Source organism: Iodobacter sp., assembly GCF_025352645.1.
Lineage (GTDB): Bacteria > Pseudomonadota > Gammaproteobacteria > Burkholderiales > Chitinibacteraceae > Iodobacter.
The window spans coordinates 11,868-33,501 of record NZ_JANXSO010000096.1 but is presented as its reverse complement, the minus strand read 5'-3'; the positions used below and the strand labels follow the sequence as shown (position 1 = coordinate 33,501).

The following is a 21,634-nucleotide window of genomic DNA, read 5'->3' as shown; positions in this document are numbered from 1 at the left end:
ATGATCTACCCAAGATCGATAATTTGAGTTTAGGCGAGAGTGAACGAAGTATTGTTTGCGAGCGCATAATATGTGGGCATGAGTGCCCAGTTTACTTCTTCTATATTGAATGCGTTGCAGAGCAGGATGTGCAGCGTATTAACCCGTTAAAGTCTGGCGACCATAGCGAGGTGGTCCCACTCCTTCCCATCCCGAACAGGACAGTGAAACACCTTAGCGCCGATGATAGTGCAGATTACCTGTGTGAAAGTAGGTCATCGCCAGACACCTTATGTAGTAAACAGAACCCCCGTACTCGAAAGAGGCGGGGGTTTTGCTATATTAGTGAAGCAGTAGTTTTTATAGCTTAAAAAATATGAGATAAGTTGCTGAGTAAGATAAGCAGCTTTTACAAGTTAAAGTCTGGTGACCATAGCAAGGTGGGCCCACTCCTTCCCATACCGAACAGGACAGTGAAACACCTTAGCGCCGATGATAGTGCAGATTACCTGTGTGAAAGTAGGTCATTACCAGACACCTTATTGTAGTGAAAAATAAAAACCCCCGATATCCCTTGATATCGGGGGTTTTTTGTATAGGATTTATGTGTTTATGATTATTTATTACCTAGAGGCATAACAGTTTTTCCGTATATTTCATTTAATATTTGGGCCATCGCAGTATAAATAGCAGATGCGCCACAAATAACACCTTCAATTCCGGCGATTTGTTTAATGATGGCGTTGCCTGTGTAGTCACTAATGGCTAATAGAGCGAAAAGAATGGTGAGCGAGCCAAATATAAACTGTGTGGCTTTATTTAGCTTTAACGTGCCAATAAATAGAAATGCGGTAAAGATGCCCCACATGGCTAGGTAGGCGGTCATGCTATTGACTGAGGCTGCTTCTGCAAGCCCTAGCTTGGGAAGTATTAGTAGGGCAACTAGCGTGAGCCAGAACATGCCGTAAGAGGTAAATGCAACGGTGCCAAACGTATTGCCTTTCTTCCACTCTAAAATCCCTGCAATAACCTGAGCAATGCCACCATAGAAGATCCCCATGGCTAATATCATGGCGCTAAGCTCAATGGCGCCTGCGTTGTGCAAATTAAGTAATACCGTAGTCATACCAAAGCCGAGTAGCCCTAATGGTGCAGGGTTGGCGGTTTGGTCTGGAATATGATGAAGGCTTTGGGGCATATTTATATCTGTTTGAATTTTAAGGAGGCGCGATTATACCTAGCCTTGTGACTGAAAAAGTTGGCTTAGATTAACTTGGCAGTATTTACGGGTTAAAAGCATGTAGCTTATTGTTTATGCAGAGTAAATTACAGCAGCATTACTAACGGGGGCTTTGCTCAGAAACATTATTTACTAGTGTTTTTGGTGAAAAATTGATGGTTATTACTGCGCTATTTTGTTATGGGCGTAAGTTATAACTTGGATGCTGTTACGATGAAGTGGTAGATAAATAAGGGGACAAAGATGATTAAGAGCATTATTTCTGATATGGATGGTGTGATTTACCGTGGTAAGCAGCTCATACCCGGTGCGAATGAATTTGTTCAGCGTTTATTGAGTACTCAATTGCCCTTTTTATTTTTAACGAATAACGCAGAGCAAACGCCTCTCGATTTAAAATTAAAACTTGAAGCGCTGGGTATTCATGGTTTAACTGAAGAGAATTTCATTACCAGTGCCATGGCGACGGCCATGTTTTTACGTAGCCAAAAAGAGCGTGCCACGGTATTTATTATTGGTGGGGGCGGCTTGATTAATGAGCTTTACAATGTTGGGTTTTCGATTTCAGAAAGTAAGCCTGATTATGTGGTGGTGGCTAAATCAAGTAGTTTTAATTTTGAACAAATGAAAAAAGCGGTGCGCTTTATCGATGGAGGTGCCAAATTTATTGGCACCAATCCAGATATGATTGATCCGGTAGAAGGGGGGAGTGAGCCTGCGGCTGGGACTATCTTGGCGGCGATTTCGGCGGCTACGGGTAAGAAGCCATATATTGTTGGCAAGCCTAATGCACTGATGATGACGCTAGCGACGCGTAAATTAGGCGTGCACCCTGAAGACACCTTAATGGTGGGTGATCGAATGGACACAGATATTGTTGGTGGGATGGAGGCGGGGATGAAGACCGCCTTGGTGCTTTCAGGGGTATCAAGCATGGAAATGATTGAGCAGTTCCCTTATAAGCCAGATTATGTCTTTAATCATGTGGGTGAAATCGATTTCGCTAGCCTTTAAGAGCCGATGGTTGGCTTATTGCCGTGCAAGTGTAGAAGTGTACTGCCAAGGCATTGGGTTTGTCTTGGCAGTACTGTAGCGTTATCTTCTGCCGTTAAGATTTGATTGCTAGCGAGCCTTCCGCCGCTAATTCGCGAATTTTCTTGATGGTTTCTACATCATTTTGCTGCCATGCGGCCTTCAAAAACTTTGCATATTCCTCTTCTTCGCCTTGATCATCTTGAGGTGTCTGGTAATGAAAGCGTACAAATAGCATGCCCGTTTCAGGCTCTTCAATTTGCATGAGTAGCGTGCCGCCGCCATGTTGCTCACTTGGCTCGGTATCGTAGCGTAGATGCTGTTCGTGCACTAAGTGGATGCGGTCTTGAATATGCATTGCGCCGATAATCATTTTGCGAAGCAGGTGTAGCGAGCTGCGCTCTATGATTTCAACGTGGTCGACGTGTGGCATAAAAACATCGGGGCATTCGGCGCGGATCAATAGGCCTTTCCAAAGCTCGGCACGAGTTAGGACTAAATCATTGGATGGATCGTTAACTGCGACAAGGTGTTCGAGTTGCAAAATAGCTCTCCTTCAAAACGGCTAGTATAGCGAATTGTGTTGTGAGTCTTGTGGATTTGCTGAGTGTTATGAGTAGGCGGCAGCAGCGTAGTGGTGCGATAGACGAAAAAAAAGGATTTCAGGCTGAGCCTTGAAATCCTTAATTTATCTGTACTTTACGAGTGGTGCCCGGGGTCGGACTCGAACCGACACACCTTGCGGCGAGGGATTTTGAGTCCCTTGCGTCTACCAATTTCGCCACCCGGGCTCGTTCAGTGCAGGAGTCGGATTATGTAGGAACACTTTTCTGTTGGCAAGCGTTATTTACAAAAAATAGGCTTTGTTTTCTAGGGCATTACATAGTGTATTGATATAAAAGATTATTTTTTTATATCAATCTTGCTGCTGCATTCGCCAAGCTGAACAAAAAAGGCGGTAAAGAGGCGAATGAGTCAGCAAGCCTTGTGTTTAAGCTGAAGGTTCCTTGCCTTTTGCGCTGTTTTTTAGCTCTAGTGCGCGTTCATAAAGGGCATTTTTAGGTGCGCCGCTAATGGATACGGCTAGGGCTACTGCTTGTTTGAGCGGTAGTTCGGCAATGAGGGGGAGTAAAATTTTGTCGTAATCTGCGCCATCGGCTTTTTCTGCTTTTGGGGCAGCGTTCACTACGACTACAGATTCGCCACGCTCTTGATTACTATCGCTGGCAACCCATGCCGCGAGTTCGCCCAGCGGTAGGCGGCGGATGGTTTCAAAGGTTTTGGTGATTTCACGGCAAAGCACTGCTTCACGCTCTGGGCCAAATACCGCCGCCATATCGGCGAGGCAATCAACGATACGGTGTGGTGCTTCGTAGAATACACAAATAAAGCTTTGTTCTTTAAGCTCCGCCAGTGCATCACAACGCTGTTTGGTTTTAGGCGGTAAGAAGCCATAAAACAGTGCATGTGGGGATACAAAGCCGCTGGCAGAAAGAGCTGTAGTCAGTGCCGACGCACCGGGTACTGGGATAATCTTGCAGCCCGCGGCATGGGCTGCGGCTGCGAGTAATGCACCAGGATCTGAGACTGCGGGTGTTCCTGCATCAGAGACTTGCGCAATTGTTTCGCCAGCAAGCATGCGGGCAACGAGTTTTTCAGCCATGCTGTGTTCATTGTGCTCACGCAAAGACACCATCGGCGTTGAAATATTAAAGTGTTTAAGTAACTGCCCAGTGACACGGGTATCTTCCGCCGCGATCACATCGGCACCTTTTAGGGCGGCAATGGCGCGAGGCGTCATGTCGTTAAGGTTACCGATAGGGGTTGCGACCACATATAATGCGGACTTAATAATAGGAATGGATTCGGTATGCACGCCAAGGCTCTCCTTTTTGCTTCGGAACGGCGCAGTGCGCTAGGAGCCGTACTATACGGTGCTCTACTCTTAACTGCCATAGCTGGCTGCGCTGCGGCCCCTGTTGTGGCTCATTCAGAGAGTAAGCCTGCGTATTCGATTGCCGCGCCAGTGACGAGCGCGGTTGAGCAAAAAGGAGCTGCTGTTGTTGTAAATCCAGTTGTGCAAATAAAACCTGTAGTGGGCGCTGGTTTTATCGCGGTTTTATTACCAGGCAAGAGTAAGGCGATGCGTCCAGCCGTGGATGCGATTAAGGCGGGGGTATTGGCCGCTGAAAGAGCAAATGCAAATGCTGATCTGCCTGCGGTTAAAATTTTTGATACTGAGGATGTGCCGGTTGAAGTGTTTGAGCAGTTTCAGCGCTTGCGCGATCAAGGGGCGATAGCGGTGATTGGGCCTTTAACCAAGCCTTCAATTAACTATTTAGCGGATATTGGTGATTTTGATATTCCGGTGATTGCTTTAAATTCCTTTGATGAACGCACCTTACGTCGCGCCCAGCTTTATAGTTTTTCTTTATCTATAGAGCAAGAAGCACAGCAGGCAGCAAGGCAGATGTTTGATGAGGGTTTGCGCATGCCCTTGGTATTGCAAGGCGATAGCCCGCTGTCTACTCGAATGGTGCAAGGTTTTGGGGATGCATGGAAAGAAGCTAATGGTGTGCCACCTAAGGTCTTTATGCTGAAAGACGCACGCAGCCAAGCGCAGGATTTGCGTAATCAATTAAAAGATGGTGAACATGATTCAGTGTTTTTTGCCGCCAATGCACGGCAAACACGGCTGTCTCGGCCTTTTATAGGGAATGAGCGCCCCGTTTTTGCCACTAGCCAAATTAATCCTGGTCACTTAAGTAGAACGGCTGTAGTGGATATGAGTGGCATTCGTTATCTAGAAACACCGTGGATTTTGCAGCCTAGTAATAGTGAGTATGCCTTGTTGAATCGCACTCGATCCCAATCTAACGATGTAGAGAGATTATTTGCTTTGGGCGTGGATGCTTGGAAGCTGGCTATTTTATTAAGCAATAAAGCAGAAATTAATTTTGATGGTTTAAGCGGGCATATCAGCATGGGAAGTGGAGGATTAGTAGAGCGGGAGCTCACGCTGAATAGCTTTAATAGTGGCGATGATCGCCCCGCAGCCAATCCAGCTCCATGAATACACTAGGCCTTGCGGCAGAAAATGCTGCGGTGATTTTCTTGCAGCAACAGGGCTTAAAAATCATTGTGCGTAATTGGCAATGCAAACGTGGTGAAATTGACATAGTTGCTAAAGACGGTAACACCTTAGTATTTGTAGAAGTACGGCAGCGCCGTAATACGCGCTTTGGCGGAGCGGCTGCCAGCATAGGGCCAGCAAAACGCGCTAAACTGCGAGCAACGGCTCAATATTACCTATTAAAGGTTTCTCCTTTACCACTTTGCCGCTTTGATGCAATTTGCATTGAAGGGGAAACAATCAACTGGCTCAAAAACTGTATAGACGCCACTGAGGGATAAAAATGGATTTAGCACAACGTATTCGACAGCATTTTCTGGATAGTATCGACGCCAAACAAATGGCGATGGAATTGCTCTCCCCCGGCATTCGAATTGGCGCAGAGAAAATGGTGCAAACCTTTATCTCTGATGGCAAAATTTTAACTTGCGGTAATGGGGGGTCCGCCGCCGATGCGCAGCACTTTGCGGCCGAAATGGTCGGGCGTTTTGAGCGTGAGCGCCCAGGTTTAGCTGCGGTGGCTTTATCGACAGATACCTCTGCAATTACCGCCATTGCCAATGACTACGACTATGACTTGGTTTTTTCTAAGCAAGTGCATGCATTAGGGCGTCCTGGTGATTTACTGATTGCGATTTCTACATCGGGTAATTCGGCCAATGTGATTTCTGCTATTCACGCGGCTCATGATAGGCAAATGAATGTGATCGCTTTTACTGGCCGCGATGGCGGGCAAATTGGCGAGATTTTATCTGGTGATGATGTGCATTTGTGTGTGCCAGTGCAGCGCACCGCGCGTATTCAGGAAGTACATATCACCATGATTCATGCACTATGTGATGCGGTGGACTATATGCTGTTGGGTGGCGAATGATGCAGCTAAAAAACGCACTACTCGCAATGGGGCTGGCAGCGTCTTTGTCTGCCTGCGTACCTCTTTTACTGGTTGGTGGTGTGGCGGTAGGGGCTATGGTTGGCTCGGATCCGCGTAAATCAGAAGTGATCAAAACTGATTTTGATTTAAGCTCACAAATTAGTAGTGATTTAATTGATACGTGGAAAGACAAAGCGCATATCAATGTCAGTGCTTTTAACGGCGTTATTTTGCTAACAGGCGAAGTCCCCGATGAAGCAGCCAAAGCAAAGGCATATGAGATTGCCCAGCGCCAAACGAAAGTTCGCAAAATCCACAATGAAATTGTGATTACAACGCCTTCTACCGCTGCAAATCGTCTCTACGATACGCAACTTACTGCGCGGGTTAAAAGCGCCTTGCTAACCGATGCAAATGATGCTGATGCGCTGCACTTGCAGGTGATTACCGAGCGCAGTGTGGTTTACCTGATGGGGGTGAGTAAGCCCGAGATTGCAGACTCTGCTGCCCGTGCTGCCAGCCGTGTATCGGGTGTGCGGCAGGTGGTGAAATTGGTTGAGCCATTAACTCTTAACTAAGCCTGCGCTAAGGCGCGTGCTATCAGGCCTCGATTACCGATAGTCGGCTGGATCATGGCTCTTTTGCTTGTTTATGCGTTTAGCTTACAAGGAAAGGGCCGTGTTTAAGCTCAGCATGCTAAAATTAGCCTCTGTGAATTTGCGCCTTTAAGCCGATTACAAGTCTGCCTTCCCCTATTACTTTTTGGAGCCTCGGATGACATCCTCGATTTTTGCCGCAGTAGAAATGGCCCCCCGCGATCCTATTTTGGGTCTGAATGAAGCCTTTAATGCCGATACACGCGCTGGTAAGGTTAATTTGGGTGTGGGTGTGTATTACGATGACAATGGCAAAATCCCATTGCTGGCTGCGGTAAAAGCGGCAGAAAAAACTCGTATGGATGCACAGCCACCACGTGGCTACCAAGCAATTGAAGGCCTTGGTTTATACAATAAAGCGGTCCAGGATTTGGTATTTGGTGCGACAAGTGAGTTAGTCACATCGGGCCGTGTAGTCACCGCAGAAGCTTTGGGCGGCACTGGCGCTCTGAAAATTGGCGCTGATTTGCTCAAACGCCTTGATGCCAATGCCAGCGTGTATATCAGTGATCCAAGCTGGGAAAACCATCGTGCTTTGTTTGAATCGGCTGGTTTTAAAGTTGAAAACTACGCGTATTACGATGTAGCGACTCGTGGCGTTAATTTTGTGGGCATGAAGGCCGCTCTGTTAAGTATGCCTGCAGGCTCTATCGTGGTGCTGCATGCTTGCTGCCACAATCCAACTGGCGCGGACATGAGTGATGCGCAGTGGGCTGAAGTCGTAGACGCCTGCCGCGAACGTCATTTAGTGCCGTTCCTAGATATGGCTTACCAAGGTTTTGCCGATGGCATTGAGGAAGATGCCATTGCGGTGCGTTTGTTCTCTGCCTCTGGTTTGCAATTCTTTGTTTCTAGCTCTTTCTCTAAAAGCTTCTCGATGTATGGCGAGCGCGTAGGTGCTTTGTCTATCGTGACAGAAAACCGTGAAGAGGCCGGTCGTGTGCTGAGCCAACTGAAACGTGTGATTCGTACTAATTATTCCAACCCACCGATCCATGGTGGCGCGGTAGTGGCGGCGGTATTGTCTAGCCCAGAACTGCGTCAGCAGTGGGAAGACGAATTAGCAGGTATGCGTGATCGTATCCGTGCCATGCGTACCAGCTTGGTTGCCAAGCTGGCTGAGCGCGGTGTAGCGCAAGACTTTAGCTTTGTAGCGGCTCAGCGCGGTATGTTCTCCTATACCGGCCTGACAGCGGCGCAAGTTGAAGTGCTGAAAGACGAATACGGCATTTACGCTGTATCGACTGGCCGCATTTGCTTGGCTGCGCTGAATACTAAAAATATTGATTATGTAGCCGATGCGATTGCTAAAGTGCTGTAAATTTTAATGGCGGATTTTTGCCTTGCATTATAAAAAAGCCCACGATTTCTGAACTGACCCCAATTAGTTGGACAGTATAAAAGCTAGGTACTCAAGGTCTGGGTTCTGTATTGCACAGGACTCAGCCCTTTTAATTTCAGCTTGATTCGGTCGTGGTTATAGTAATGAATGTAATCCACGATGCCTTGCTCTAGTTGCTCAAGACTAGTGAATTTTTCTAAGTAGAAGAACTCTGACTTCAACGTGCCGAAGAAGCTTTCCATCGTTGCATTATCGTGGCAATTCCCTTTTCTTGACATACTTTGCACCATGCCTTTTTCGGCCAATTGCTGCCGATACCCTGCCATTTGATACTGCCAACCTTGATCTGAATGCAGCAGCGGCTTTTCATCCGCGCTCAGTTTGGCTAAAGCTTTCTTTAGCATTTGACTGACCAGCGCAAATACCGGGCGGCGCGCCATTTCAAAAGCGATAATTTCTCCATTGTATAAATCCAGCACCGGTGACAGATAGAGCTTTTCTCCCTGCACATTAAACTCAGTCACATCCGTCACCCATTTCTGATTCGGTTTGTCCGCACTAAATTGCCGCTGCAATATATTTGGCGCGACTTTGCCGCATTCACCCTTGTATGAACGGTACTTTTTAGGCCGAACGCACGACTTCAAACCCAGCTCTTGCATTAAACGCTGAACCGTTTTGTGATTCAGCCATTCGCCTTTTTTTCTGAGCGCCAGCATGAGCCGCCGATAACCATAGCGGCCTTTATGTTCAGCAAATAGTGATTTAAGCTGCGTTTTGACATTTTGATACTTGTCGCTCACCGCCAAAGCCTGCTTCTGATAATAGAAGGTGCTACGCGGCAAATCAGCGTGTTTCAGCAAATCAGCCAATGGAAACTGTGACCTTAATTCAAGCACTATTTGCGCTGTTTCTGCTGCGCCAATTGGGCTTTGGCTTGAACTAAGGCATTGTACTTTTTTATGTAGGCCACCTCTAAACGGAGGCGTTTGTTTTCTGCAATGAGTTCTTCACGGCTACGGGTTTCATCATCAACCAGCGTGGGAGCAGTGTTATTTTCGGCGATGGGCATGGGTGATTTCTTTCGACCTTTAGGCGCGGGTTCAAGGGCAGCAACTCCACCAGCATCATACTGTGCGCTCCATTGGCTCAAGCAAGCGGGGCTACGTATATCAAAATAAGCGTTCGTTTCCTGCTGGGAAAGATGATTGTCCCACATGTGCTGGAGCACGGAGAGCTTGAATGCGGCATTGTAATGACTGTATTTAGGCGCTAACCCCGATTCGCCATGCTGGCGAAACGACCTCACCCAGCGACGAAACATGGCCTGCTCGATACCATGTTGGTTGGTGATCGTTTTGATGCCTGCTTCGCCCGTTAAATATTGCTGAACGACAGAAAGCTTGAATTGCGTTGTGTACTTGGACATAAAAACACCCCAAAAATATGGACGGGTGTCCAACTTTTGGGGTGCAGTTCACGCAAGGGGCTTTCCTAATCGCTTTATCCGCAAATCTCAACCAAACAACTTGCCTTTCAGCATATCTAGCCCAGCTGAAAGCAAATTCCCGCTTCCTTCTGGCACTTCACCATTTGGAGTGAGTTGATTAATAATTTGCGGTAAGTATTCAGAAATTTTGGCTGCGGCATCACCAGGATTAACACCCAGTTTTTCTGCCACAGAACCAATAGCATCGCCACCTAAAACAGCTTCAATTTGCTCGCTGCTAACCGGTAAGTTATCCCCTGTCCCCACCCAAGACTGCACGATATCGGCTAGGCCACCGTTTTGAAATTTTTCAACCAAGCCCGAAATACCGCCTTGTTGCTCCAATAAGCCAGATAAAGACTGAACTAAACCATCTGGTAATTCTTTTCCGCCCAACAACTGCCCAGCTAATTGATCAATAAGTCCCATACGGTGTACTCCAAGCAAAGATGAAGGAAAGACCATTCTGCCCTAAAAGGGCGCTACTGACTTAGACTAGACCAAGATAATTGTTAACCTGAACTACCGCAGGCCCCCAGCTATCGCCCATTATTCTGGCCCATTACATCGATTTTATTTAACAAAAATCAGACAGACACTCTACGCCTCGTCAGCTTTTTAACAGTAGCGTTGTCGTGGCATAGCAGAACATGGGACAATTTGCCTATCTGTTTAATTGCACTGGATTTTGCGTCATGGCTCTAATCATTACTGATGAATGTATCAATTGCGACGTTTGCGAACCTGAGTGCCCGAATAGTGCCATCAGCCAAGGCGACGAGATCTATGTAATTGATCCAAACCTCTGCACCGAATGCGTAGGGCACTACGATGAACCACAATGCCAGCAAGTATGCCCTGTTGACTGTATTCCACTTGATCCTGAACACAAGGAAACCAAAGAAGAGCTACATAAAAAGTACCTTATCATCAGTGCTTAAACATCCGTAAGTAGAGAGACAAAACTGCTCCAGCAAAGCGCTCCCACCATGGCGTAGCATGCTGAAAAACCTTTGTCTCATTACTCGCGAAGCGAGTTACGCTGGCTTTTAATCAACGCTACTTATACTGCGCTACTGACTGGTTTTACCCTGCAAAGCGCTTTTCCCTTCGTAACAAATCCAATCCACGAGAATAATAATGAACCATCGCATTCTTTTTGTTGAAGATGATGCAGAACTGGCGGAGCTGGTTGGAAGTTTTTTACGCTCGTTTGAATTTACTGTTGAAGTCTTACCCGATGGCAGCGGCCTCATTGAAGCGGTGCGCAATAACCCACCATCGCTGGTCTTGCTCGATATTATGTTGCCCGGCAAAGATGGCCTAACGCTATGCCGCGAAATCCGCGAATTTTGGACTGGCCCAGTGATTTTGCTCACTTCGCTCAATAGCGATATGAATCAGATTCTAGGCTTTGAAATCGGCGCAACCGACTACGTGGTTAAAACCACACCGCCCTCGGTGTTGCTGGCCCGAATTCGTGCCCATCTACGCAAAACGGCCAGCGGCACGCCGCTTGTATCCAGCCCAGCACCTGCGGCCGATCGCTCTACGCTAAATTTTGGCCAGCTTTTGGTTGATTTACGCAACCGCACCGCCAGTTATCGCGGCGAAGCGCTAGGCTTATCCACGGGTGATTTTGATTTACTGTGGGCATTAGCCAGCCAAGCCGGCGATATTTTATCGCGCGATCACTTATTAAAAGTATTACGCGGCATTGAGTACGACGGAATGGATCGCAGCATCGATGTGGCGATCTCACGTCTGCGCAAAAAGCTGGATGATGATCCACATGAGCCACGCAAAATAAAAACCATCCGCCATAAAGGTTATTTATTTGCCACGGACATCTGGTGGCAAGAGTAAGCGAGCGTCGGGAATCAAAATTACTGCATAGCTCACAAAAAATCACGAATAGGCCTAGCCAAAAAGCTAAGCTCGCTCTACAAAAACTATAAGCTATAGCGCCTTTAAAGTCTGTTGACGCTGAATTCACGGCTCAGCGTAATTGTGAATGCAGCGTCAACAAACCGTAGTGATTTTTACGGGCAAAAAATAGTTTTACCTCATATCTACCTACTAACAAATAACAGTCTCCCCATCCCCAACAAGCGGTCCCCTATGCGCCAACTCTTTCTACGCTTTTATCTTACCGTGGTGGTCTGTTTTTTGGCGTCATCCTTTGTGATTGATGAGCTCTATCAAAATCTATTTGAAAGCAGTAATCAACATTATTTATCGGATATTTTCAAAACCACCATCAGCGTGATCGAGTCCACCCTTGGCGATTTACCCCCTTCAATTTGGCATGATGAAGTTAAGCGCCTTAAAAACAAACTGCCTCTACCAGTAGAAATTGAAACACTCAACGCCTACACACTCAGCAAAAGTAATCAGCAGGCACTGATCAATGGCGACATTATTTTCCTAGAAAATCAGGACGTTTATTTACACCGCATTCCCCATACCGAGCTGATGGTGGTACTGGGGCCGGTGCCTTATTTGCAGCGGCTGGACAATTTTTCTTGGCCTGACATGGTGGCGCTGTTACTCATGTGTGCAGCGCTTGGATTGCCTACTTGGCTGTGGATGCGCCCGCTTTGGCGAGATTTACAACATATGGCACGGCAAAGCCGCCAACTGGGCGAAGGGGATTTCAGTGTTCGGGTAACCCTTAATGAAAGCTCAACGCTGAATTCGCTAGGCGTCACCTTTAATCGCATGGCCCACGATGTAGAAGAACTCACCGCCAGCCGCAAGGCGCTGATTGATGCGGTGTCGCATGATTTACGCACCCCCTTAGCTAGGCTACGTTATCGTTTAGAAGCCATAAAAAGCGGAGCGTCTACCAGCGAGCAAATTATTGCCATTGAGCGCGATCTAGGCCAAATCGACGAGTTAATCGAAGAATGGCTCACCATGTCGACTTTAGATAAGCCCCAACTCAATTTAGAAACCCAGCCCATAGAAATTCTGCCGTGGCTACGGCGACAAATCAGCGAGTTTAGTAGCCAAAGCTCCATTACCCCCGAGCTTATCAATCTACTACCAGGCCAAACACCTTATTTGGAAGCAGATAGTCATTACCTAACCCGTGCCTTAGCTAATTTAATGAGCAACTCTCGGCGCTATGGCGGCACTCAAATTGCACTAACGGTGCAATGGGAAAACGGCAGGGCGCAAATACATATTGATGATAATGGCCAAGGGATTCCTGAATCTGAGCGCCAACGCCTGCTGCAACCCTTTGAGCGTTTAGAAGTCAGCCGTAATCGCCAAACCGGCGGCTTTGGGCTTGGCCTCGCCATCGTTTCAATGATTATGCGCGGGCACGGGGGATCGGCAGCAATTAGCGATGCACCATTAGGCGGCGCACGCGTTACCCTGAGTTGGCCAACTCCATTAAAAGATGCGGGTCGCTCCGTGCTATAGGCAACCGTGGTAACTACGCTCATCGCCTACCTTTATCGTAGCCAACGTACATAGCGTTACAGACTGCTACCAAGTGCTTATCGAACTTCGGCAAGGAAGTGTTGATAATCCATCCCATAGCATGACCAACCCAATAAATCATTCAGGATCTAAATCAAATGAACAAGCTTCTTGCCGTATTGCTCGCTACAGTTTTCGTTTCAGCTACTTCATTCGCTGCTGACGCATCGACAGCTTCTACTGTTAAAACAGTTAAAGTTGAAAAGCACGCTAAGAAAGCTGCTCCAGCAGCTTCTACAGTACAAAAAGCTCAATCTAAGAAAGTAGCTGCTTCTGCTGCTTCTACAGTACAAAAAGCTCAAGCTAAAAAAGTAGCTGCTTCTGCTGCTTCTACAGTACAAAAAGCTCAAGCTAAGAAAGTAGCTGCTTCTGCTGCTTCTACAGTACAAAAAGCTCAAGCTAAGAAAGCTGCTGCTTCTGCTGCTTCTACAGTACAAAAAGCTCAAGCTAAGAAAGCCGCTGCTTCTGCTGCTTCTACAGTACAAAAAGCTCAAGCTAAAAAGCACGCATCTGCTGCTTCTGCCGCTTCTGCTGCTAAGTAATACCAAACGCTGTATCAAAAACGGGGACCTCGGTCCCCGTTTTTGTTGTTTTAAAAGAACGATTTGCATAAGTGAATGAACTAAACGTCATCAACTTATCCTAATCACTCTTCACCCTCTTTTTGTGCATACATTTTGCAGCCCAAAGCCGCAATATTTAGCACGATCAAAACTTATAAATAAGATATGAAATACGCCATCCTTCTTCTTGCCCTCAGCTCCAGCGTTTTTGCCCAAACCAGTAAAGAAAACAAAATTTTGTTTTTTGGCCAGGATGATAGGGTATTTATTGCCGCCCCTTATGCACCGCCATTTGCAGCGATTGGCCAGCTAGAAACGGTGGCAGCAAGTACCTGTACCGCCACGCTAGTCGCGCCTGATTTAGCCATTACTGCCGCACATTGTTTCTTAATGGATGCAAAAAAGCTGGATGCAGGACGCTGGTTTAAAGCGGGCTTTCATAAAGGTGAGTATCAGGCGCGCTATCAAGTAGTCGGGCAATATTTTCACCCTAGCTTTAAAAAGGGCTTGGTTTATAAAGGGGATGACGTTTACATCCAAGACTCCGCTGCCGCCTACGATATCGCTTGGTTGAAGCTAAAATTAGTTGATGGCAAAGCGCCAGAGCCGCTACCGCTATTTAATGGCAAAAAAGACCAATTAAAAGCTGTTATTGCCAGCGCAAAATCACGAGCAACACAGGCGGGCTTTGCCGAAGACCACGATACAGAGCTAACAGCGCATAAAGACTGCAAAATTACCCGCTTACGCCCAAACAATACGATTTATCATCGCTGCGATACGCTTGCTGGTGACTCAGGCTCGCCAATCTGGCTAAATACGAGCAGCGGCCCGCAGATTATTGCGGTACAAAGCTCTGCACCAGACTGGTTTAATCGTAAAAAAGCCGATAATGTCGGTGTAACAGTCTTGCAACTACCGCCTAAACCCTGATAATTGCAGCTTAAGAGGCCCAAAGGTAGAAAAATGGATATCAAAGCTTATATGCAGCAAGTGGGCCGCCAAGCCCGTGCAGCCAGCAGACTGATGGCAAAAGCGGACACGCAGACCAAAAATCAGGCATTAAATGCAATTGCCGATGCCCTGCTGCGCGATGCGGATACGCTGCTCGCCGCAAATAAGCGCGATATGGATCAAGCACATGAGCTAGAGCCAGCCATGCTGGATCGCCTACTGATCACATCCCAAACAATTGAAAGCATGGCCGATGGCCTGCGTCAGATAGCCAGCCTGCCAGACCCAGTAGGTGAGATGGGTGATTTCAAATTTCGCCCATCCGGCATTCAGCTCGGCAAAATGCGTGTGCCTTTAGGTGTGATTGGCATTATTTACGAAGCCCGCCCCAATGTCACCGCAGACGCAGCTGGCCTTTGTATTAAATCTGGCAACGCCACCATTTTACGTGGCGGCCGCGAAGCCTTTTATTGCAACCAAGCCATTGCACTCTGTGTAAGCGAAGGGCTAAAAATTGCAGGCCTACCCGCCACCGCCGTACAAATTATTGAAACACCCGATCGCGCCGCCGTGGGCGAACTGATTACCATGAGCGAGTTTGTAGATGTGATTGTACCGCGTGGCGGCAAAAGCCTGACCGCCAGAATTGCCGCAGACGCCCGTGTGCCCGTCATCAAACACTTAGACGGTATTTGCCACGTTTATATCGACGACGAAGCAGATCCAGTAAAAGCGATTGCCATTAGCGATAACGCAAAAACGCATCGTTACGGTACGTGCAACACCATGGAAACACTGCTAGTGCACGATACTGTCGCCGAGCTGATTTTGCCACCGTTGGCCGACATCTACGCCGCCAAAGGCGTCGAGCTGCGTGGCTGCGCCAAAACCCTAGCCGTGCTGCCGCATATTAATGCCGCCACAGAAGAAGACTGGGCCACTGAATACTTGGCCCCAATTCTGGCAATCAAAATTGTCAGCGATTTAGACGAAGCGATTGAGCATATCAATACCTGGGGCAGCCATCATACCGATGCGATTGTCACCGAAAACTACAGCAAATCACGGCAGTTTTTACGTGAAGTGGATTCATCCAGCGTGATGATTAATGCCTCTACCCGCTTTGCTGATGGCTTTGAATATGGTTTAGGTGCAGAAATTGGCATCTCTACCGATAAAATCCATGCCCGTGGCCCCGTTGGGCTTAATGGTTTAACCAGCGAAAAATGGATTGTATTTGGCAATGGCGAAATCCGTAGCTAATGCAGGCACTAGGGATTTATGGTGGCACATTTAACCCTGTGCATTTTGGGCATCTGGCACTCGCCCGCTCACTGCGAGATACCTTTGCCTTAAGCGAAGTACGCTTGATTCCAACTGGCGTACCACCACACCGAACCTCCCCCCAAGCCACGCCCACCCAGCGTTTGGAATGGCTCAACCTTGCTTTAGCCACTGAGCAAAACCTGCTGAGTGACGATAGGGAAGTAAGGGGGAAGGGTGTCAGCTATACCTTTGATACCCTGACAGAGATACAACAGGAACAACCGCATAGCCTATTAGTCTGGCTGATAGGTGGCGATTCATTTGCCCATCTGCCAAGCTGGTATCGATGGCAAGAACTGTTAGAACTAGGGCATATGGTCGTGGCCAACCGCCCCGGATTTAGTCAATTTCCTGAAGTCATAAGCAGTGAATTGGCCAAACGATATGAACCAGCGTCCCCAGAGACCTTGGCTCGGGGTAAAATCAGCGTTTTACCTCTCCCGCTGATGTCGGTCTCTTCCACGCAACTGCGTGAGAAACTTGCACGCGGTGAAGATATAAGCGAACTTAGCCCAATTGCAGCAACCTTGCAGCAGTCGGGCGTCTATTCTAGAAACACCTAGAACTGCCTTACAGTTTTAAATCTATTACTTTGGAAACAGATAACAATGGCAATGAACGAATACACAATGCAGATGCGTGCAATAGCAATGACTGCACTAGAAGACATCAAGGGTAAAGATATTATTGATCTTGATACCACCGAACTGACCGATCTATTTGACTGCATGATTGTTTGTACTGGTGACTCAAACCGCCAAGTTCGAGCGCTTGCTAACAATGTTGCCGTTGATTTGAAATCAAAAGGCTATGACATCATGAGCACTGAAGGCCATGAATCAGGCGAATGGGTATTAGTTGATGCAGGCTCATTGGTGGTACACGTGATGTTACCGCCAGTGCGTGATTACTACGATCTAGAACAACTTTGGGGTGGCCAAAAACCAACATTCAGCCCATTGGGTAAGCCTTGGAGTGCAGTGTAATCGCATTTTTCTTGAGGCTGCGATAAGAAAGGGAGGCTCTAACCACCGTTAGAGCGCCCCCTACCATAAAAGCAAGGACTCGCCCTAATGAGTATTTTATTGCTCTGGCGTTACTACCGTGTTGCTCTGCGAACATTCGCAATTGGGCTTGGGATTACGGTTGGCTTGCAAATTTGGCTCAATATTCAGCACAAGCATTACGCACAAACCCAGCTCAATCAGCTCGCTCTCAGCTACGCAGAACGCGTTCAATATCAGTTAGAAGAAGAAAACCACATTCTACAGGGCTTACAAAGCGCCTTCATTGCAAATACCAATCTTACGAATCAAGCCTTCACACAAATTTTAAAGCAACAAAATATTCAAGGGCACTTCCCTAATTTTGTTTCTATTCAGTTTATTCGCGAAATTCAATCTATAAATTTAGAAAGCTATACCCGCTCCCGCCAATTAGAAAATCCTAGTTTTACGGTAAAAACCACCAGCCCTCGCCCTGTATATCAAATTATTGACTTTCTTTATCCAGATGGCCCAAATACGCATGTACAAATTGGCTTGGATATCAGCGACCAAACGCTCAATCTAATTGCAATTGAATATTCTCGTGATCAGGGTAGAGCAGTCACTTCGGCGATTGCCCCCCTAAAAAATGCTGAAAAATCACCGCTAGGCTTTATTATAAATTTACCAATTTATATGCCCAATAAAGGCGCTACAAATCAAATAGAGCGGCGGGCGGCATTTATAGGCTCAATTAATGCAATTTTATCCATAGAAAATATCATTAATTGGCTAGGCAAAGATCTCAATAAAAACGTTCGAATACAGCTACAAGACACAGGATCGACCTCTGGCCTAATTGAAGCAAAAAAAATATCTATTTTTTATCCCAAGCCAGGTCAATTACAGCCCCAAGCATTTAATGAGCTCAGTGCTCACGCGCTTATTCAATTCCCTGGCCGCCAATGGAGCGTTCGCCTATTTGCTCACCAAAGCGCATTTCCACAACAAAATATATTTAAATATTTAATTTGGGTCTTAGGCCTTATTTTATCTACCGCTTTTGCCGTTTTGCTGCAACGCCAGCGTAATAGTCATGAATCTGCATTAGATTTAGCCGAACAGATCACCCAAGATTTACGTAAACACGAACAACACTTTCAACAAATGGCACAATTAGCGGAGCAATCACGGGATCTCATTATTAGCCGTGATCTGCAAGGTAATATCGTCTATGCCAATCAAGCAGCGCGGATTTATTTTTCTGATCACTCCCCTATTTTATTAGGCCAAAACAAGCCACTTTTACTTTCTGCGGAACTAGCAATCAATTCAATCCCGATTCGGCAAGAATGTCAGCATCGTAATGCGGATGGCGAATTACACTATTTCGAACTCACCCTATTCCCACTTTATAATCAAGAAGGGCTGCATGAAGGCTCGGCCATGTTTGCGCATGATATTAGCCAGCATAAAGAGCTATTAGTCGAGTTGCAAAATAGCCGTGAGCGTTTTACTAGCTTGCTGGAGCTGGCAACAGATTGGTATTGGGAGCAGGATACACACTTTCGTTTTACACAAATTTCTGCTGGTTTTTTTAAAACTCACCCCATAGATCGATCATTACTACTTGGCCGCTGCCGCTGGGAAATGGGTGATGATCAATTATCTACAGAAAATTGGCGGGCACACAAAGCTCAATTAGATGCACAGCAAAATTTTTATAATTTTATTTATACCCTAAATGTCAATGAGCACCGGATTATTATCTGCAGCTCGGGGCAAGCCTATTTTAATGAGAAGAATGAATTTTTAGGCTATCGAGGCATAAGCAAGGAGATCGCTAGCAATAATGAGCATGCCGCGCTGCAAGAGCAAATTGCCTCAATATTAAACAGCATGGCCGATGGCGTAATTGCAGTGGCTTTAAATGGAGAGGTGGAATATATGAATCCAGCCGCAATTCATTTACTTAATTGCCGTACTACGGCCGTCCTTGGCAAACATATTGACCGTATTTATCGTGTGATTTCTTTAGAAGAACACAGCCCATTAGTTTCACTCATCCACCTTACACTCAGTGCCATAGAAACATCCCCTCCTCCAAGAGAGGTCTTACTATTAAGCACACACCGACAATCCATGCCCATTAAAGAATCGGTAATTCATTTAAAAAACAGCAAGGGCACGCTGGTTGGCCTAGCCTTAATCTTTAGACATTTAAAAACTTAAATAACGCACCACGCCTTAGGCTGGTAAGGTCACACTGACAAGCAGGCCCCCATCGGGATGATTAAATAGCTCCAACACACCACCGTGTGCCTGCACAATATTCTGTGCAATCCCCAAGCCCAACCCCATGCCCTGCTGATTACTACTTCTGCCGTGCTCTAAACGCACATAGGGCTGAAACAGGGTAGCGAGTGCCTCAGCAGGCACACCCGGGCCATCATCATGAATACTGATACACACGCCACCTTCTACTTGCCGTGCCGCAATCCTAGCCACCTTGCCATAAAACAAAGCGTTATCTAGTAAATTAACTAAGGCTCGGCGTAAGGCCAAGGGCTTGCCCATCACTTTCAGCCCACAGGCCTGATATTCCACATAGTGGCCAGCCAAAGAGGCATCTCTGACCATGCGGCCAAGCAATTGATCCAAGGCCAGCTCAGTGTGATTCTCATGAATATCCGTGTCTTTAACGCTTTGCAAAGCGCCTTTGACCATCATATCCAGCTCATCCAAATCCTCATGAAAGGCTTGGCTAAGCTCCTCATCGTCGAGTAATTCGGCACGTAATTTAAGCCGAGTAATAGGGGTGCGTAAATCGTGAGAGATAGAGGCAAATAGCCGCTCTCTGTCCTCTAAATAACGGGCAATCCGCTCTCGCATAGCGGTAAAAGCCCTTGCTGTACGAATAAACTCTCGGCTGCCCGACTCAGGCAGCGGCGGCGATTCCCCCTTACCAAACGCCACGGCCGCATCGGATAAAGCCGCCAGTGGCAAAGTAATCCAGCGCACCACCAAGATGGACATCAGCAGCACTGTGGCCAGCGTTAAGCCTTGTAGCAGTAATCGATCTAAAGGAAGTGGATTGCCATTATCTAAGAAATAAGGATCGGGCATTAAAGTGGCCAAATACAGCCAGCCACCTGGCTCAATCTCGGCCTGAATCACCAAGATAGGTGCGGGACGAGGCTTAATTAATAAGGTGTGTTGCACCCATTCTTCCGGCAAATCTGCCACCGTGATGCCTTCATCCGAGACCACTAGCCCATCCGGCATGGCAAAGCCGATGCGAGTATCGGATAGCCGAGGCAAATCATCGCTCAAGGTTTGCCGCACTTTTTCTAGCACGGTTTTAGACAGTAGCGATTCGGGGATTTCTTGGATGGCAACAGGGGCGCGGTTCACGCCCACAAAAAACCGCGTGCCGCCCATATCGCGTAATTGCTCGATCAAAATAGGGCGGTAATTAGGCGGCAAGCTCTGAAAAAACCGCACCGCACTGGCCGCCGCCGAGCCAATATGCTGCGCCGCCACACTCACCTCCCGCGCGGTCTTGGTTTTAAGCTGATTCGCCCAAAGCCAATTGCCAATCAGCATGGTAGTCAGCACCCCAAGCACCATCACCAAAGACAAACGCCCAAGCAAAGAGGGAGGTAAGAATCTAAAACGCATGCTGTTCCTATGAAGAGAGCCAAACCCAAACCTTGAAACACGCAGGAAAAGGAGAGCTCAGAGGACCACGGATAAAAACAAAAGAGTCACACTAAAGGAGCTCTCCGTGTAAGTCCGTGTTTCAAGATTTGGGTGGTATTACTGTGCTGCTAGCCGTCACTTCTGCCGAAAACACATAGCCCGCACCTCTCACGGTTTTGATCAGCTCTGGCTGCTTGCCATCGTCGTGCAGTCTTTGCCGCAGTCGGCTAATTTGCACATCCAGCGATCTATCCAAGGGCCCCACATCGCGGCCACGGGTTTGCTCGGCTAAGACATTCCGATCCAAAATTTGCCCCGAATGCTCGGCAAAGTATTTAAGCAACTGAAAATCTAAGCCGGTCAGCACCACTAAAGCCCCACTAGGATCAATCAAATTGCGCTCTACGGTATCTAGGCAAAAGCCTAAAAAGTGGTAATAGCGCGGCGTTACCAAGCTATCAATGCCACTGCGCCGATGAATCGCCTTAATCCGCGCCAGCAATTCTCTGGGGTTATAGGGCTTGGCAATATAATCATCAGCGCCCAGCTCTAGGCCAACGATCCGATCCGTTTCATCCGAATTAGCGGTCAGCATAATAATCGCCACATTCGATTGCCGCCGCACCGCTTGGCAAAGCGCAAAGCCATCGGTATCCGGCAGCATCACGTCTAAAATCACCAAGCTCAGCTCACTCTGATAGCGCTCAAATTCAGCCAGAAAGCTTGCCCCGTCATGCGCCAGATACACCTCGTACTGGTTTTTTTCTAGGTAGGCTTTTAATAAAGTACGGGTTTTTTGATCGTCATCGACCACTAAAATTTTACGGCTCATAGCTGGCCTTTATGGTTGTAATTGACTACTTATG

The 21,634-nt window shown here is 47.2% G+C and carries 22 protein-coding genes, 1 tRNA gene and 2 rRNA genes; 17 read left to right on the top strand and 8 right to left on the bottom strand.

Going from position 1 to position 21,634, the window contains the following annotated elements; translation table 11 throughout:
* Positions 1 to 152: 152 nt before the first annotated feature.
* Both rrf (Q0R17_RS11050) and rrf (Q0R17_RS11045) read left to right on the top strand, forming a co-directional pair.
* Positions 153 to 266: ribosomal RNA gene (rrf, locus tag Q0R17_RS11050) — 5S ribosomal RNA — on the top strand.
* Between the two features lie 135 nt (positions 267 to 401).
* Positions 402 to 515 (top strand): 5S ribosomal RNA (gene rrf / locus Q0R17_RS11045).
* Positions 516 to 595: 80 nt separating this feature from the next.
* Here the strand turns inward: rrf (Q0R17_RS11045) and Q0R17_RS11040 are convergent.
* On the bottom strand, positions 596 to 1,177 hold the full coding sequence (locus Q0R17_RS11040) for an acetate uptake transporter (RefSeq protein WP_293935112.1): 582 nt from the start codon (positions 1,175 to 1,177) through the stop codon (positions 596 to 598).
* 285 nt (positions 1,178 to 1,462) lie between these two features.
* On the opposite strand from Q0R17_RS11040, the gene Q0R17_RS11035 reads away from it, so the two are divergent.
* Positions 1,463 to 2,233, top strand: coding sequence for an HAD-IIA family hydrolase (locus tag Q0R17_RS11035; protein WP_293935110.1), 771 nt, complete (start codon positions 1,463 to 1,465; stop codon positions 2,231 to 2,233).
* Between the two features lie 94 nt (positions 2,234 to 2,327).
* Here the strand turns inward: Q0R17_RS11035 and Q0R17_RS11030 are convergent, their stop codons facing one another.
* The 3 genes from Q0R17_RS11030 to rsmI form a co-directional block, all read right to left on the bottom strand.
* On the bottom strand, positions 2,328 to 2,795 hold the full coding sequence (locus tag Q0R17_RS11030; protein ID WP_293935107.1) for an AtaL-like protein: 468 nt from the start codon (positions 2,793 to 2,795) through the stop codon (positions 2,328 to 2,330).
* Positions 2,796 to 2,957: 162 nt separating this feature from the next.
* A tRNA-Leu gene (locus Q0R17_RS11025) sits at positions 2,958 to 3,042 on the bottom strand.
* Positions 3,043 to 3,242: 200 nt separating this feature from the next.
* Entirely contained in the window at positions 3,243 to 4,127 is an 885-nt protein-coding gene (gene rsmI, locus Q0R17_RS11020) for a 16S rRNA (cytidine(1402)-2'-O)-methyltransferase (protein WP_293935106.1), read from the bottom strand.
* On the opposite strand from rsmI, the gene Q0R17_RS11015 reads away from it, so the two are divergent.
* The 5 genes from Q0R17_RS11015 to Q0R17_RS10995 all read left to right on the top strand — a co-directional run bounded on the left by Q0R17_RS11015 (position 4,122) and on the right by Q0R17_RS10995 (position 8,235).
* Positions 4,122 to 5,324, top strand: coding sequence for a penicillin-binding protein activator (locus tag Q0R17_RS11015; protein ID WP_293935104.1), 1,203 nt, complete (start codon positions 4,122 to 4,124; stop codon positions 5,322 to 5,324). The two genes, rsmI and Q0R17_RS11015, sit on opposite strands and share 6 nt — an antisense overlap.
* On the top strand, positions 5,321 to 5,665 hold the full coding sequence (locus Q0R17_RS11010; RefSeq protein WP_293935101.1) for a YraN family protein: 345 nt from the start codon (positions 5,321 to 5,323) through the stop codon (positions 5,663 to 5,665). Before Q0R17_RS11015 ends, Q0R17_RS11010 begins: the two co-directional genes overlap by 4 nt.
* 2 nt (positions 5,666 to 5,667) lie before the next feature.
* Positions 5,668 to 6,258 carry a phosphoheptose isomerase gene (locus Q0R17_RS11005; RefSeq protein WP_046351375.1) on the top strand — a complete coding sequence of 197 codons (591 nt, stop codon included), beginning with the start codon at positions 5,668 to 5,670 and terminating at the stop codon, positions 6,256 to 6,258.
* A complete protein-coding gene (locus Q0R17_RS11000; RefSeq protein ID WP_293935097.1) occupies positions 6,255 to 6,836 on the top strand; it encodes a BON domain-containing protein in 582 nt (193 codons plus the stop codon). The genes Q0R17_RS11005 and Q0R17_RS11000 overlap by 4 nt, the downstream gene beginning before the upstream one ends.
* 196 nt (positions 6,837 to 7,032) lie before the next feature.
* Positions 7,033 to 8,235: an amino acid aminotransferase gene (locus Q0R17_RS10995; protein ID WP_293935096.1), complete on the top strand. Its 1,203-nt coding sequence runs from the start codon at positions 7,033 to 7,035 to the stop codon at positions 8,233 to 8,235.
* An 83-nt stretch (positions 8,236 to 8,318) separates the two neighbouring features.
* Here the strand turns inward: Q0R17_RS10995 and Q0R17_RS10990 are convergent.
* Both Q0R17_RS10990 and Q0R17_RS10985 read right to left on the bottom strand, forming a co-directional pair.
* Positions 8,319 to 9,685, bottom strand: a protein-coding gene (locus tag Q0R17_RS10990) for an IS3 family transposase (RefSeq protein ID WP_374759867.1) whose coding sequence is annotated in 2 segments (ribosomal slippage) — positions 8,319 to 9,220 and positions 9,220 to 9,685 — 1,368 coding nt in all. Because the reading frame shifts where the segments join, the coding sequence is not laid out codon by codon here.
* Between the two features lie 87 nt (positions 9,686 to 9,772).
* The gene (locus Q0R17_RS10985) at positions 9,773 to 10,174 is read right to left on the bottom strand and encodes a YidB family protein (RefSeq protein ID WP_374759866.1); all 402 of its coding nucleotides are present in this window, start codon (positions 10,172 to 10,174) and stop codon (positions 9,773 to 9,775) included.
* 266 nt (positions 10,175 to 10,440) lie between these two features.
* Here Q0R17_RS10985 and Q0R17_RS10980 point away from each other — a divergent pair, with 266 nt between their 5' ends.
* The 9 genes from Q0R17_RS10980 to Q0R17_RS10940 all read left to right on the top strand — a co-directional run bounded on the left by Q0R17_RS10980 (position 10,441) and on the right by Q0R17_RS10940 (position 19,298).
* Entirely contained in the window at positions 10,441 to 10,686 is a 246-nt protein-coding gene (locus Q0R17_RS10980) for a YfhL family 4Fe-4S dicluster ferredoxin (RefSeq protein ID WP_293935090.1), read from the top strand.
* Positions 10,687 to 10,885: 199 nt separating this feature from the next.
* Positions 10,886 to 11,611, top strand: a complete 726-nt coding sequence (locus Q0R17_RS10975) for a winged helix-turn-helix domain-containing protein (protein ID WP_293935088.1) — start codon at positions 10,886 to 10,888, stop codon at positions 11,609 to 11,611.
* A 255-nt stretch (positions 11,612 to 11,866) separates the two neighbouring features.
* Positions 11,867 to 13,177 (top strand): ATP-binding protein, encoded by a 1,311-nt coding sequence (locus Q0R17_RS10970; protein ID WP_293935086.1) that lies wholly within the window; start codon positions 11,867 to 11,869, stop codon positions 13,175 to 13,177.
* 158 nt (positions 13,178 to 13,335) lie between these two features.
* Positions 13,336 to 13,779: a hypothetical protein gene (locus Q0R17_RS10965; protein ID WP_293935083.1), complete on the top strand. Its 444-nt coding sequence runs from the start codon at positions 13,336 to 13,338 to the stop codon at positions 13,777 to 13,779.
* A 186-nt stretch (positions 13,780 to 13,965) separates the two neighbouring features.
* Positions 13,966 to 14,733 carry a serine protease gene (locus Q0R17_RS10960; protein WP_293935081.1) on the top strand — a complete coding sequence of 256 codons (768 nt, stop codon included), beginning with the start codon at positions 13,966 to 13,968 and terminating at the stop codon, positions 14,731 to 14,733.
* A gap of 33 nt (positions 14,734 to 14,766) precedes the next feature.
* Positions 14,767 to 16,017: a glutamate-5-semialdehyde dehydrogenase gene (locus tag Q0R17_RS10955; protein ID WP_293935079.1), complete on the top strand. Its 1,251-nt coding sequence runs from the start codon at positions 14,767 to 14,769 to the stop codon at positions 16,015 to 16,017.
* Positions 16,017 to 16,643 carry a nicotinate-nucleotide adenylyltransferase gene (gene nadD, locus Q0R17_RS10950; protein ID WP_293935076.1) on the top strand — a complete coding sequence of 209 codons (627 nt, stop codon included), beginning with the start codon at positions 16,017 to 16,019 and terminating at the stop codon, positions 16,641 to 16,643. Before Q0R17_RS10955 ends, nadD begins: the two co-directional genes overlap by 1 nt.
* Positions 16,644 to 16,694: 51 nt before the next feature.
* On the top strand, positions 16,695 to 17,066 hold the full coding sequence (gene rsfS, locus Q0R17_RS10945; protein WP_293935073.1) for a ribosome silencing factor: 372 nt from the start codon (positions 16,695 to 16,697) through the stop codon (positions 17,064 to 17,066).
* An 87-nt stretch (positions 17,067 to 17,153) separates the two neighbouring features.
* Positions 17,154 to 19,298 (top strand): CHASE domain-containing protein, encoded by a 2,145-nt coding sequence (locus Q0R17_RS10940; protein WP_293935070.1) that lies wholly within the window; start codon positions 17,154 to 17,156, stop codon positions 19,296 to 19,298.
* Between the two features lie 15 nt (positions 19,299 to 19,313).
* Here the strand turns inward: Q0R17_RS10940 and Q0R17_RS10935 are convergent, their stop codons facing one another.
* Both Q0R17_RS10935 and Q0R17_RS10930 read right to left on the bottom strand, forming a co-directional pair.
* Positions 19,314 to 20,747, bottom strand: a complete 1,434-nt coding sequence (locus Q0R17_RS10935; protein WP_293935067.1) for an ATP-binding protein — start codon at positions 20,745 to 20,747, stop codon at positions 19,314 to 19,316.
* 121 nt (positions 20,748 to 20,868) lie between these two features.
* Positions 20,869 to 21,600, bottom strand: coding sequence for a response regulator (locus Q0R17_RS10930; RefSeq protein ID WP_293935064.1), 732 nt, complete (start codon positions 21,598 to 21,600; stop codon positions 20,869 to 20,871).
* Between the last annotated feature and the right edge of the window lie 34 nt (positions 21,601 to 21,634).